This window comes from Vibrio sp. FF145 (assembly GCF_041439075.1).
GTDB classification, from domain to species: Bacteria; Pseudomonadota; Gammaproteobacteria; order Enterobacterales; family Vibrionaceae; genus Vibrio; species Vibrio tasmaniensis_A.
Genome location: NZ_JBGONH010000013.1, coordinates 1 through 14591, shown reverse-complemented (window position 1 = coordinate 14591; position 14591 = coordinate 1). Strand labels below are relative to the sequence as shown.

At 43.6% G+C, this 14591-nt stretch carries 10 protein-coding genes and 1 pseudogene; 4 read left to right on the top strand and 7 right to left on the bottom strand.

What is annotated here, in order from left to right; genetic code table 11:
• Window positions 1-587, top strand: a pseudogene (locus ACED42_RS06890) (hypothetical protein); the annotation flags it as partial.
• Window positions 588-589: 2 nt separating this feature from the next.
• Window positions 590-2272, top strand: a complete 1683-nt coding sequence (locus tag ACED42_RS06885; RefSeq protein ID WP_371701940.1) for a BatD family protein — start codon at window positions 590-592, stop codon at window positions 2270-2272.
• A 153-nt stretch (window positions 2273-2425) separates the two neighbouring features.
• On the opposite strand, the gene ACED42_RS06880 is transcribed toward ACED42_RS06885, so the two are convergent.
• The 5 genes from ACED42_RS06880 to ACED42_RS06860 form a co-directional block, all read right to left on the bottom strand.
• Window positions 2426-4570, bottom strand: coding sequence for a diguanylate cyclase (locus ACED42_RS06880; protein WP_371701938.1), 2145 nt, complete (start codon window positions 4568-4570; stop codon window positions 2426-2428).
• Window positions 4571-4889: 319 nt separating this feature from the next.
• Window positions 4890-5639, bottom strand: a complete 750-nt coding sequence (gene pstB, locus ACED42_RS06875; RefSeq protein ID WP_009845819.1) for a phosphate ABC transporter ATP-binding protein PstB — start codon at window positions 5637-5639, stop codon at window positions 4890-4892.
• A gap of 75 nt (window positions 5640-5714) precedes the next feature.
• Window positions 5715-6578 carry a phosphate ABC transporter permease PstA gene (gene pstA / locus ACED42_RS06870; protein ID WP_269334819.1) on the bottom strand — a complete coding sequence of 288 codons (864 nt, stop codon included), beginning with the start codon at window positions 6576-6578 and terminating at the stop codon, window positions 5715-5717.
• Window positions 6579-6642: 64 nt separating this feature from the next.
• Window positions 6643-7572 (bottom strand): phosphate ABC transporter permease subunit PstC, encoded by a 930-nt coding sequence (gene pstC / locus ACED42_RS06865; protein WP_009845821.1) that lies wholly within the window; start codon window positions 7570-7572, stop codon window positions 6643-6645.
• Between the two features lie 124 nt (window positions 7573-7696).
• Window positions 7697-8518 carry a phosphate ABC transporter substrate-binding protein gene (locus ACED42_RS06860; RefSeq protein ID WP_009845822.1) on the bottom strand — a complete coding sequence of 274 codons (822 nt, stop codon included), beginning with the start codon at window positions 8516-8518 and terminating at the stop codon, window positions 7697-7699.
• A gap of 464 nt (window positions 8519-8982) precedes the next feature.
• On the opposite strand from ACED42_RS06860, the gene ACED42_RS06855 reads away from it, so the two are divergent.
• Entirely contained in the window at window positions 8983-10626 is a 1644-nt protein-coding gene (locus ACED42_RS06855; protein ID WP_009845824.1) for a methyl-accepting chemotaxis protein, read from the top strand.
• Window positions 10627-10808: 182 nt separating this feature from the next.
• Here the strand turns inward: ACED42_RS06855 and ACED42_RS06850 are convergent, their stop codons facing one another.
• Together ACED42_RS06850 and ACED42_RS06845 are read right to left on the bottom strand one after the other, a co-directional pair.
• Window positions 10809-11714 carry a lipase secretion chaperone gene (locus ACED42_RS06850; RefSeq protein ID WP_371701936.1) on the bottom strand — a complete coding sequence of 302 codons (906 nt, stop codon included), beginning with the start codon at window positions 11712-11714 and terminating at the stop codon, window positions 10809-10811.
• 39 nt (window positions 11715-11753) lie between these two features.
• Complete coding sequence (locus ACED42_RS06845; protein ID WP_017096241.1) at window positions 11754-12695, bottom strand: triacylglycerol lipase; 942 nt, start codon at window positions 12693-12695, stop codon at window positions 11754-11756.
• Window positions 12696-13210: 515 nt separating this feature from the next.
• On the opposite strand from ACED42_RS06845, the gene ACED42_RS06840 reads away from it, so the two are divergent.
• Entirely contained in the window at window positions 13211-14458 is a 1248-nt protein-coding gene (locus tag ACED42_RS06840; RefSeq protein ID WP_371694649.1) for an SGNH/GDSL hydrolase family protein, read from the top strand.
• The last annotated feature ends 133 nt before the right edge of the window (window positions 14459-14591 follow it).

The following is a 14591-nucleotide window of genomic DNA, read 5'->3' as shown; positions in this document are numbered from 1 at the left end:
AGCAACAGCAACAGCAACAGCAACAGCAACAGCAACAGCAACAGCAACAGCAACAGCAACACGATTCTGATTCCAAAGACCAAAATGAACAAGACCAGCAAGGTCAGCAAAATGATTCTTCGCAAAGCTCGCAGGATCAACCACAAAGCTCAGCTGACAATGGGAAGTCGCAAAGTCAAAGTGGCAGCCAAGATCAAAGCAACAAACAAGATCAAAGTGAAAACCAAGATCAGAATACTGACCAAAGCCAAGCTGATGATAGCCGCTCTGATTCCAAGACGGATGAAGAAAGCGACAAGCAAGCTGTGCAACAAAACAAAGCGGATCAAGCAGATAAACAGTCACAGGACAAAGGTGACTTAGCATCTCAAACTGCCCAAGCACAAGAGGCTGCTAAGGAAGACAGTGATAACAACACTCAACCAGCTGCAGCACAAGCATCAGGTCAACCTATGTCGAGCGATCCGGATATGCGAAAGCTTGAGCAAGTAGAAAGCGCCCGTGACCCGAGCCAACTGCTTAAAGCGCAAATGATTCTACAAGCACGCCAAAAAAGTGCTCCTAACAACCAAAACAAAAAGTGGTAACCATGCGATTTTTAAACAAGCCATTTTTATCAATGCTACTGACACTGCTAATCGGTGTTTTCTCGTCACACTCTGTATTCGCAGCGACCGCTGTGGCGAGTGTTTCGCAAAACAGTGTTACCAAAGATGAAGTCTTCCTACTTAGAGTGGCGACCGATGAAAAAGTATCGTCCGGTGCTTTAGATCTAACCTTCCTTCAGAAGAATTTCTACGTCGGCACCCCAAGCTTTGGGTCATCGATGCGAATCGTCAATGGTAGCCGCACTGTGTCTAGCGAGTGGAATATTACCCTTGCCCCACTTCGATTAGGCCGATTAGAAATACCTAGCTTTGATATTGAAGGTGCCAAAACCCAACCGATCACCATCAACGTTTCGATTAATAAAGCCGCTCCAAAGCAGAGTGATATGGCGGAATTCCAATTAAATCTCAGCAAAAACATCTTGTATCCACAAGAAGTCGCCGAGCTTGATGTAAAGCTCATCATCAAAGCGGATCCAAGAAGATTACAAGATCCCCAGATCTCTCTACCAAACTCATCAAATTTGGACGTGGAACCCATCGGTGAGTCGAAACAGTTCCAAGATGTTATCAACGGACAAGAAGTCACAGTTGTTCAGCAATCTTTCCATATATCGTCACAGCAAGCAGGACAATTTCAGCTTCAAGGGCCAAAGTTAACCGGTGCTGTTGTTTACTCAACCAACAACTCAAGCAAAACTCGCCTTTTCCAGCTCGATACTCCTGTTGAAAGTCTGAATGTCACCGTCAAGCCTGTACCAAAAGGCTATCAAGGTGAGTGGTTACCAACCTCTGACTTTAAGTTGCTACAGAAATGGTCAGACAGCCAAGGTAATGAACTAACAGATAGCGATGGTTTCGATAGTAATAAGCAAGGTTTTAAATTGGAAGCCGGTGATTCGTTAACTCGCACCATCACAATGACAGCGCGTAATTTAACACAACACCAACTGCCGAAACTAAACATCACCTACCCTAAATCGATACGTGTTTATGAAGAGAAACCGCAATTTGGCACAAACCAGTCTGGTGATGCTGTGGTTGTTTATAAGCAAGTATTGATTCCGAAAGAGGCTGGAAATATCTCGCTTCCTGATGTGTCTCAAGCTTGGTTCAACACCGATACGCAATCGGAACAAACCAGTAAAGCGCTTGGCTTAAAATTGTCGATACAAGCTAGCGAGCGAGCAACATCAAGTATGCCTCCTCCAGCGATTGAAGCACCGGCACAACAAGTAAGCCCGACGGTTGTTAGCGTTGATAATCCAGGAGTATGGCCTTATCTCACTGCGCTATTTGCTATGTTGTGGTTAACCAGTTCTGCGATTGCTTTCTACTTCTGGTCACGCCGCGGTACAGCAGTAAAACCAACGCAAAAAGATGAACGTCAATCCGATACGGCAGAAGCGCTGATTGCCGCTCTGAAAATGAAAGACGGTGTGAAGACGAGAACTTTGTTCGAACAGTGGAAAACAGAAAACCCAGACTTGAGTGATGAGACGTTAGAAACAATCGAAGCTGAGCTCACCAAGCTAAATCAGAGCCTCTATGCTGAAGCTTGCTCACCAAGTCAGTCATGGGACCCTTCTGAGGCAATCAAAGCGGTTAAGAAACCAAAACGCATCTCGAACAAAGCACACAAGAGCACATTAGAAAGGCTGTAATTAACCAGCGCTCTAAGTAAGCAGAAAGCTAAGTAAGCAGAAAGCTAATTAGGCAGAAAATCTAAGTAAACGAAAAAGAACGAAGCCGTGATGACCACATTGTGAACATCACGGCTTCAGTCGTTTTTGAGAACGGGAAAAACAGATACCACACTAAGTCAGTGTAGCTGCAACTTTTCTTCGCTTCATAGCCGAGACAATTCTATTTCGCCCTGAATCTTTCGCCTTATACAAAGCCTTATCTGCCTTGCCATACAACAAATCAAAATCGAACTGGCACTGATCCGAAGTTATCGATGCATAACCCACAGACGCGGTTAAATATTGGCTAGTGCTACTTTTACAATGGAGAATTTTTGCATCTTCAATACTTTGTCGAATCGACTCTGCACGCTGCTTTGTTGTTGTGTGATTGGTGCCGATCATCAACAACATAAACTCCTCACCGCCGATACGGCAGAAGGTTTCTTGATCACCGTAAACATGAGTGCTCAGTATCTTGCCAATGGCACGTAAAGCGACATCCCCCTCAGTATGGCCATAGACACTGTTGTACAAACCAAAATGGTCAAGATCGACAAGAATTAACCCAAAGGTGACCTCATTCTGCGTAGCAAATGCACCTTGTTCCTCACAATTCAGATCATCTAAAACTTGTGACAGCATACGGCGGTTACCAAGACGAGTCAGCGGGTCGAGTTTAGAAATTACATCGAGCTGTTCATTCGCATTTTCAAGCTCTTGAGTTCGCTTGCTAACCTCTTGTTCTAGGGTTTCATTGAGCTTTTTGATCTCTTCTTGCGCCATGGTTCTTTGTAAAACTTCAGCAAGGCTAGAGGCGAAGATACGTATCACTTCACGCAGTTGTGAAGTTAAAGGGCTTCGTGTTAGCAAATTATCCGCAGCGATAAACGCAATCGGAACGCCTGTATTTGTGGTGAGCATTGTCATTGCCGTCCAGCCAACCCCGACAATATTGTAATCATGATAAATAGGGACCGATTCTTCAAAAGCGACTTGGTTAGGGTAAGTACGAGCTGCAGACACAATGTCACGCTCTACCAGCTCTGATCGATAATAAGACTCATCGACAATATCGCCTTTTATATCGGTACCCCAAGTACCTTGCATGTAACTGCAATTTTTATCGGTAAGGAAAACGGCTAATCGATCAATGCCTAAATGCTGAATAGCAAAACTGACGGCGGACTTACACACAGCACTGACGCTATCGCAGCGAGACAACTCAACCATACTCGAATGCAGCATTCGGATGTTCAGTTCTTGGCGTTTACGAATGTATATCTGAGACAGCAGAGAGCCGAACGATTCAAGCATCTGCTTTTGGTAATTGGTGATTGGCGAGCGGTGAATGTAGTTGTCCATGGCAATCCAACCTACGGGTTTATCCCCTTCACGCAAAATAAGCATGCCATTCCACCCTTGCCCTACAACCTTACCTTCAGTGTAGAGTGGAGCCTGTTCAATAACGACCAAGTTAGTGTGGTTGTCAGACAATGCCTCGATATATTCCGATTCAAGCTGATGCAGGTCATATTGAGTGTGATGTTCGCTGTTTGTTTTTCCTAGTTCATCGGTGCCGTAGGTGCCACTAAAACAACGTTTTTTCATATCAAGCAACATAAATATGGCGCGATCAAAACCAAGTCTATCGCGTACCGCCTCTACCGATGCTTTGTAGAGTGCATCCAATGATTCAGGGTTCGAGAGCTCTAACGCCACCTGATGAACCAATTTCATATTCTCGACAAACAACTCTCGAAGCTTAATTTCATCAAGATATTGCGCTTCACGTGTATCCCTATGCTTAATCTCGATAGCTGCATTTTTTTCTGCGCGAATACACTGCCAGCGAGCTGCCGCTAATTGAAGGCCATCCAGCCCTTGGTCAAAGGTTTGATTAACTTTTTCTGCGATGCAATTTTGAATAATTAAATAAGTTCTACAGGCTGGGGCGTTGTCGAGCATCATGATGAACGACTCTCCACCAAGCGCTTTACTGTGATCCCACTTGCACGTATTGAGCGACATCGGTAACACACCGTCTGCAGTGTCGAACTGTGAAACCCATGGCCAAAATGTTGAAGGGTAATGATCAAGAGAGGTTAATTCACCGTAGGAAAACAACGGTAACGAGTCGCTTTCTGGTATTGGCTCTGAAAATATTCCGATCCCTTGGGGACCAAGCATTTTAATCAGGTAGTCAAACAGAGACTCAGCCAATAAACGGTGGTCACGCGTAGCAGATATCTGTTTTGCAAAGGCTTTAACATGCACGGCGTTGATCCATTGGCTAATAAGAATAACGCAAAAATACAGAAGCCTTGATATGCAATCAATATAACTAAAAATGAGATGTTAAGTGGGTCGCAATTTGACCTTTTGCATTATCACAAGCATGAGAAGGACTACAAAAATGGGATTTCCTGCCCAAAATTTCGTCGACATGTGATGCTTTTTAACAGCATAAAAAAGCCCCACCTAAAGTGGGGCAAAACTTCCATCGCTTATAGTTATAGTGATAATTCTGTAAATCGAATCGATTATCTAACCTGCGTTTCAGTTAGTGGTATTGACCACGTTATCGATTAAGCAATTAACCAAAGTCACCGTTTACATAACCTTTAGTGCGATCATCTTTTGGTTCGCTGAAGATAACGCTGGTTTCGTTGTGCTCTACAAGCTCCCCCATTAGGAAGAAAGCCGTGCGATCTGAAATACGGCGGGCTTGCTGCATTGAGTGCGTTACGATAACGATAGTGAAGTTCTTCTTCAGATCTTCCATCAACTCTTCTATTTTATGAGTCGCAATTGGATCAAGAGCTGAAGTAGGTTCATCCATCAAAATTACGTCTGGTTGCATTGCAATGGTGCGAGCAATACATAGGCGTTGCTGCTGACCACCAGACAAACCGAATGCGTGTGCTTTCAAACGATCTTTCACTTCATCCCAAAGCGCCGCGCCGCGAAGTGAACTTTCAACCACTTCATCAATGTGCTTTTTGTCTTTGATACCTTGAGCACGTAGTCCGTATGCCACGTTTTCATAGATGCTCATTGGGAATGGGTTTGGCTTTTGAAAAACCATGCCGACTTTGATACGTAGATCAGCCACATCTATATTGCCGTAGATGTTGTCGCCATCCATCTCAAGAAGGCCGGTGATTTTTACACCTTCAATAAGATCGTTCATTCGGTTCAAGCAACGTAATAGCGTTGATTTACCACAACCCGACGGGCCAATCAAAGCGGTCACTTGGCGCTCTGGCACGGGTAGGTTGATTGATTTAAGCGCTTGGTTTTCGCCGTAAAAAAGGTCTAGGTCTTTAATATTAAATTTGTTCATATTCGTAATCTCGTAATTCGTCAAAGTCTGTACTGTTTTTGTTTTAGGAGCTCATTTGGCTCTAGAAAACCCTGCTTAGTAAGTTGCAGTATTAAAACGTCTTGCGATCAACTTCGTGAGTGTGTTGATCAGCAGTACAAGAACAATCAGTACTGTTGCTGTGCCGTATGCTTGATTCCATTCTTCAATGGTAAATAGCTCCGTCGTTAACTTATATAAGTGAACGGTTAATGTACGGCCAGAATCCAATAGTGAATCTGGGATACGAGCAACCATACCTGCGGTCAAGAATACTGGCGCTGATTCACCAATAACACGACCAATACTCAGAATAACTGAAGTGATAATACCCGGCATTGCACTTGGTAGAATCAAACGCCAGATTGTGTAGATTTTAGAAGCACCTAAACCATATGAGCCTTCTCGATAAGTTTGAGATACCGCCATCAATGCTTCTTCAGTAGTACGAATAATCACTGGAAGAATCAAGATACTCAGAGTCAACGCGCCCGATAGGATAGAGAAACCTAAACCTAAAATAGCCACGAAAAATGTCATACCAAACAGACCGAAGATGATTGACGGAATACCTGCTAATGACTCGGTACAAAATCGAATGATCTTAACTAAGCGACTGCCTACTTTTGCGTATTCAGTCAGGTAGATTGCCGTCATGATACCCAATGGCGCAGCAACCGAAATCGAAGCAATAACCATGTAGATTGTCGAGATGATCATCGGAAAAATGCCGTGCTCATCGCCCGTTCGCGTGTAGTCATCCGTGATGAAATTCCAATCAACGTGCTGCAAGCCGTTTGAGAGGATGTACCACATAATCCAGAACAAAAAGCCCACCGTTAACGCGGCAGCAGCCCATATAAAACCATTCAGAACGGCGTCTTTACGTGCGCGGGCTTTCTTTAACGCGATTTTATTCATCGTCTTACCTTGCGAATTCGTAGGGTTAGCTTGAGGTGCTACGTTATTTTCTAAAGACATAATGTTACCTCGCCTTCTCACGGTTCAAGTAAAGGAGAATTGCATTCAGAGACATGATGAAAACAAGGAGAACAACACCCGTCGCATATAGCGCACTTGCGTGAATACCACTCGCGTAAGACATTTCAATCGCAATGTTCGCGGTTAGTGTACGAGCTGAATCCAAGATACCTTCAGGCATTGCCGGCGCATTACCCATCACCATAATGATTGCCATCGTTTCACCCAATGCACGACCGATACCCAAAATTACGCCCGTCATAATGCCTGAGCGAGCAGCCGGAACGAGCAACTTAAAGATGGTAAAGATCTTTGAAGCACCTAACGCTAAAGAGCCTTCTTTGTACGTTCTTGGTACAGCACGGATTGAGGTTTCAGAAACCGTAATTACCGTCGGAAGGATCATCACTCCCAATACAATAATACCCGCCAAAATCGTGTTACCCGCAGGCACTTGAAATACGTTTTGAATCAGGGGAACGATAATAACGAGACCGAAGAAGCCGTAAACTACCGAAGGTATACCCGCTAGCAATTCGACAGCAGGACGAATGATGTCCGCCAGACGCTTTGGCGCGATTTCAGCAATAAAGATTGCCGTTAACACACCAATCGGCACACCGACCACTACTGCACCTAATGTCGATACGACAGATGCCACAATCATGGTAGCAACACCGTAAAGTGCTGGTGGTAGCCAGTTCTGTCCTAGCACGATGCCCGATAGGCCCGCTTCCTGGAACGCAGGGATACTTTCTCTAACGATGAAAAAAGCAATAACAGCAAGGGATACGATGCCGATGATTGCGCTAGTAAGGAATAAGCCGTGAAAAATACGCTCTTTCCAATCTACACGCTTCTTTTTACGTAAGCCGCGTTTCAGTTGAGTCGCTTCGCTATTCATAAGCTGTTCACTATTCGTTGCGATGGTCATAACAAGTCTCACATATCGAAATCCTTAACACGCTGTATAAGCGTACGGATTAACTCGAAGTGGGATAGAAAAGGCTCAGCCTGAAAAGGTAGGCTGAGCAATATTTAATTAATTGAGATATAGATTAGTTAACTGAGATGTAGCCTTTGTTCTCAACAAGAGATTGAGCTTCGTCAGTTAGCATCCAATCTAGGAACTTTTGAGTTTCAGAAGAAGGCTTACCTTCTTTGTAAAGTACTAGGAAAGGACGAGCTACTTTGTAAGAACCGTTCTTAACGTTGTCTACAGATGCTTCAGTACCGTCAATTGCAAGCGCGTTTACTGAGTTATCTACTGTACCTAAAGAGATATAGCCGATTGCGTAAGGGTTAGATGCAACCATTGTTTTTAGTGCACCGTTACCGTTAGCAACTTGAGCACGTTGAGAGATTGCTGATACTTTCGTGCCAGAAATCTTCATTTTAAGAGACATGATGTCTTCGAATGCACCGCGAGTACCAGATGCTGTATCACGAGTGATTGCTACGATTGGCTTGTCCGCACCACCAACGTCTTTCCAGTTTGTTACTTCACCTTTGTAGATAGCCGTTACTTGCTCAGCCGTTAGACCGTCAAGACCATTCTTAGGGTTAACCACGACTGCGATGCCGTCACGAGCAACCACTTCTTCAACTAGTGTTGTTTCTTTCTCGCTATCTTTAAGGTTACGAGAAGACATACCTAAATCTGCACTGCCGTTCTTCGCCGCTTTAACACCAGCAGACGAACCAGGGCCTTGTACTTCGATAAATACGTTTGAATTCGTTTTCATGTATGTTTCAGAGAAAACTTCCATCAGTGGCGTCACGCTGCTTGAACCAACTGCTGAAATAGTTTCTTTAGCTGAAGCTGGAGTCACTGTTAGTGCACCTAAAAGAGCGATTGCACCGATAACTGTCTTTTTCATCACAAATTTCCTTAAGTGGCGTTATTGCCGTTGTGTTTAACTTGAACGGTGCCCACTTTAGAATCTGAATGTGACAGTTGTGTTTCATTAAATTGAAGCCTATATGACAGCTGACATTTATTTTCGTCTTTTTTCGTGTCAAATAACCTTGAAGCAATAAGTTTAAATAACTCATAAACGTTAAACATTTATTTCAATCTATTTAACCAAAATCGTTCAACATTCCACCAACACCGAATATTACCAATTACCGCACAGCCACCCAGAACGGGCAAACCATAGAGAAATAAAGAAAAACGCTCATTTTGCACAATAAATGACCGTAATTTATCAATTACCTATCGCATATATCTAAATCGAATGTATTACTGATTGAATTGTCATTCTCAGTAGTTAGAATCACGGGATAATTATAATAAAAGCAATTGCATCGGCTCATTTACTTATTTATAGAGGGACAATTCATGCGCCAACTTCTCAGTGGCTTATCAATTAAAATACAAATTCTTATTCCAGTACTCTTTTCCGTCGTATTACTTTTGACGGGTGTCATCATCGGTGGTGACAAGCTGGAAAACGCATTTAAAGATGTATCAACAGCAACAGATCAACTCATTCTACATAAAGAAGAACTCAGCGAAATCGTCGACAATAGTTACGGCATGCGCATCAAAGCAATCTATAGCTTGTTCAACCCTGATGATGTAAACACACTCGTTGAAACGCTTAATCAAAAACGCGATCAAAACTCACGCCTACTGAGCTCATTAGACACAGTGCCAGGTATGCAAGATGAAGTCGCAGCAATGAGCAAAGCGATGGACCATTACGTTAACTTTTCACGCAATACCATGCTTCCCCTGTTAAAAGCAAAACACGGTAATTCAGTGCTAACTTCTGACTTTGATACTCGTTACCAAACGGCAATTGACCAATACCGCCATGCAGGTAACGAAATGGTAAAAGCAATCGACAGTCTTTCTAAAAAGCTAAACTTGCTTGCTACTCAACAAGTCCATACCAATGGTCAGCAACACACTAGCACCCTAAATACTGCGACTATTGGGCTTTTAGTGATTCTTTCTATTGCTCTTGTTATTAGCTGGACACTGGCTGGCATCATTGTTAAACCAATCAACAATATTCAGGCAACCATGCGCGAAGTAGCAAAAGGTAACCTGCTAGTAAAAGCCGAAGAACATGGAGACAATGAGATCTCACGTCTTGCGCAAGACGTAAACAAATCCGTTGAGCAATTGCGTGACACGGTAAGTTCACTGTCTCGAATCAGCATCGAAGTTGCGTCAGCATCGACTGAACTAGCTGCTGTAATGACACAATCAAGTGCGAACTCAGACCAAGAGAAGCAAGAAGTGGAACAAGTTGCTTCTGCCGTGAATCAACTTGAGAGCACAGCAGCAAACGTCAACGAAAATGCAGTACAAGCCGACTCCGCGTCTAAGCAAGCTGACGAAATGGCGACACACAGCATGAGCTTGTTTAATGAAAGTAACCAAGCAAACGAGCAAATGGCGATTCAGCTTAGCGAAGCTGCGAACGTTGTTGGCACGCTAAAAGAGCACTCAGAGAAGATTGGTAATGTCATTGAGGTTATTCAAAGCATCTCAGAGCAAACTAACCTTCTTGCGCTTAACGCTGCCATTGAAGCCGCTCGTGCAGGTGAAAGCGGACGTGGTTTTGCGGTTGTAGCTGATGAAGTGAGAATGCTAGCAGCACGTACACAAGATTCGACCAAAGAAATCCAAACCATCATTGAAGGCTTGCAGGTTCAATCTGGAAACGCGAATGAGAGTATGAGCAGTTCGCTGTCTATGTTGGAACATAACCAGACTCTTTCGGGTGAGGTAAGCTCTGCACTTTCAGGCATTGCGAACTCAGTAACGGATATCACGGAAATCAACACTCAGGTCGCCGCTGCAGCAGAAGAGCAAAGCCAAGTGACTTCAGACATTAACCGTAATATCTCAAATATCTACAGCTTAGTAAGCCAAAATGTAACAGGCATTACCCAAGCTGCAGCAGCAAGCCACGAGTTATCAAACCTCGCTGAACAACAAAAGCAGCAGTTGGGCTTCTTTAAGGTTTAAGGGGTAAGGGCGAATAAGCTTTAAGGTTCAAGCTGCAAGGGCTTATGGTATAGGCTCTAGGATACAAAATTTAAGCCTTAAACTGTAAGCACTTACTTAACATGTACAGATTGCAGTAACCGACCTTCATTTTTAAGCCAACTATTGAGTCATCAGTAGTTGGCTTTTTTAATTGCTGGAGATTACTGATCGCTCTCAGCGGCTCTGATTCTTTCAATCGCTTCGACTCTTCGAAGTTGTTCTGGCTGAAAATACGTAGTCCGAAGTTGTGCGATAGTCTCTTGTTGCTCAATTTCAGAGAGTTCGGAGTCATTCAAAATGTCATTTCGTTCAACAAAGTAAATTTCTAAAGCTCCATCAAAGTCCGCCCTTTGTTGATCAAGCGCTTCGAGCCTCTGCGTCGCTTCTTCGCCGAGCAGTTCGTTTCTCTTCAAGTATTTACCTTGTTCGTCTAGACCTTCTGAACTGGATAACTGTGGGAGTAATACCTGATTCTGATGGCTCGTTTGAACGTAATCTGGCTGTTCAGATAGATAAGACTCAAGCCTTTGCTGATATTCTGACTCGTCTAGCCCTTCTTGTTTCAGAAGTAACTTTTCTAAAGCGATTTCCCTCATTCTGTTGTCATGGGTAAACAAAATACTTATCTCACTCTCACTGAAAAACTTCGCTTGAAGATCGAGGAGAGCTTGATTCAGTGCGCGTAGATCCTCTGCGGATATTGAGGTGGTATCAAATTGGACATCTAATGATGTCAGTGCCGACTTGTACTCAAGATATTTAGCGAACAAAGCTTCATCGACCACCGCGGCTTGTGATTGCTCATGGTGTTTTGCCACGTTGTCACGAATATCTTCGAGGGTTAATTCTGTATTGCCTGACACGAAATATTCCATCATGTCTTTGGCTGATGCGTTATCGATTTCAGTATCTTGTTGAGAGCTAACCTTCAGTGAGGAAGCGTCCTGTTGTTTGTTGTTTGAATTTAGATTCTCTGTTTTAGCCGGCGAAAAGGTTACATATAAAAAGACCGCCGCTGTACTCATCAGGGCTATCGTGGTTATCGACAAAATGGCGATCTTTTTCATCATACTTTCCTTATTCTCTTAATAAACGGTTAGTGCTACCTAAAGGCCGGCCAACTTCAATCGATTGGCGTGCTGACGATATAAGGTCACTGGATCTGTCTCAAAAAGATGGTGGATACCCAATAGTCCATTGATCTCGTCTAGGTGATTCATTTTGTAGTCATCACCAATCACTTTGCCCAAATGCGCGCTACATGCTCCCACTAACCCGTCATTAGGTTCATTAAAAGCTAAACCAAGGATTGTCATCGCTCCGTCGGTAGGATCAAGAAGGTTGGTAAAAGTGGAAGATCCTGTCCATGAATAGTAATAAACACCGTTGTTTGCTTGCCATTCACCATCACCACACGCAGACGTCGGAACGCCTTCAGGGTAAAACTGATTGAATGCAAGCGAACCTTCAGTGGTCAACGCTTCAAGCGATGCAAGGCCATCTTGGTCAAGATCCGTTCCACCAGATAACAGGTTGATGAGCGTCGTCAATCCACCAGCCAACTTAACCGCAATACCTTCCGCGGCTGAACCTTCTGATACGGTTCCACGTACGAGGTCGGCTACTTTCGAGCCTTTATGAACACCACCAATGCTCGTCACCGAAGCAACAAGATCAGGTCGAACCGATGCGACATAGCGCGCAGTAGGACCACCGTGACTATGACCAACTAGATTCACTTTACTTGCGCCTGTCGCGGCTAACAGCGTCTCAACTTGAGCGAGTAACTGTTCACCACGAACTTCGGAACTGTTGGTAGCAGAAACCTGAGCAACGTATACGCTCGCACCATCTTTAGTTAGAGACTCCGGTACGCCATAGAAGTAATCCACGCCTGCTAATGTATCGAAACCAAACAAGCCGTGTACCAACATAATAGGGTATTTCGTTGCAGTGTATCCGCTGGTTTCTAATGCTGATGCGCTTGTTCCGGCATAGACGCCAAAACTGGATAGGCAGGCTATCGTCCAAATTAATATCTTTTTCAATGCTCTTTCCTTAAACAGATTAGACCTCTGATGAGTAAAGAAACCGTAGATGATGATTTTATAAAACAAAAAGTAACAACTTGATATTTGTGATATTGAACTTGAATTAAACAATTGTGATGAACATAGAAAATGCAACGTAGCTTGATATTACCAACGGGTAAGCTACTGATTAAATTATAATTTACCTCCCACCCTTCTGATAACGTTTTCATTTAGCATTCAATAGACAAGTCATCACATACCGGTCAATGACGACGTGTTTGCCTGCGATAGTTCGTTAAAATCAAATGTTAGATATTAGCCATTTCACTTCGAAGCCATTGTTTTTCAATCAAAAAGTGGTTGAAACTTTGACACTTATGCCAGTTATGAGCAGCTAACAACCTGAATGTATTGACGAGAGCTATTGGTTTTAGATATAGGTCATACCAGTTATCTGAAATTTAGTTATTAAAACAGTCACAAGCAACAACGTTTTGTTTGGCTCACTAAATATAAAAGAGAATACAGTGATGAAAAATACGGCTTTTATACTCGCATTAACCCTGCCTTTTGGCGCTTATGCTGCTGAAGATTCAATACCGACACCTGAATCCATTACATCCGCGCAAGTATTTAGTACACAAGGTTCAGAGACCTATTCTTATGTTCGATGCTGGTATCGAACCGATGCCTCACATGACTCTCCAGCCACCGACTGGAAATGGGCGAAAAAGGAAAATGGTGATTACTACACAATCAATGGATACTGGTGGTCTTCTGTATCCTTCAAGAACATGTTCTACAGTGACGCTCCTCAATCTGAAATCAAGCAGCGTTGTGAACAGACGCTCGACATCCAACATGACGCCGCAGACATCACTTACTTTGCAGCAGACAATCGCTTCTCTTATAACCACTCGATTTGGACAAATGACAACGTTGTCCAAGCGAACACCATCAACCGTATCGTCACCTTCGGTGATAGTCTTTCTGACACCGGTAACCTATTTAACGGTTCTCAATGGGTTTTCCCGAACGCTAACTCATGGTTTTTAGGGCACTTTTCAAACGGTTTAGTCTGGACAGAGTATTTAGCCAAGGCGAAAGATGTGCCTCTTTATAACTGGGCAGTAGGTGGGGCTGCTGGCACCAATCAATACGTCGCATTAACCGGAGTGTATGACCAAGTCACCTCTTACTTAACCTATATGAAAGTCGCCAAAAACTACCGCCCTGAAAACTCGTTGTTTACTTTAGAGTTTGGCCTCAATGACTTTATGAACTACAACCGAGAAGTGGCCGATGTAAAGGCCGATTTCAGCAGCGCTTTGATACGCTTAACGGAATCTGGTGCAAACAATATCCTGCTGTTCACCTTGCCCGATGCAACCAAAGCACCTCAATTCAAATACTCAACTGAACAAGAGATCATTAAAGTTCGTGGCAAGATTTTAGAGTTCAATCAATTCATCAAGACGCAGGCCAAGTATTACCAAAGCATGGGTAAAAACGTGGTGTTGTTCGATGCAAGCGCGTTGTTCGCCAGCATTACCGATAATCCAGAGCAACATGGCTTTCGAAACGCGAGTGATGCCTGCCTAAATATCAATAGAAGCTCAGCAGCCGACTACCTAAAAAGTCACAGCTTAACCAATGATTGCGCAGCGTACGGATCAGACAGCTATGTCTTCTGGGGAGTAACACACCCAACGACCGCCACCCACAAATACATTGCCGACCATATCTTAGCGTATTCATTCTCAACCTTTGATTTCTAAAGCCTTTCGAATGACTCTGTAACCTGAGACAACACCTCTCAGGTGCAGAAACCAGATACAAAAAAACCGCCCTTCATAGGCTAACACTGATCATTTAAGCATTTTCCTGATCAGTTGAACGATCCTACAGATG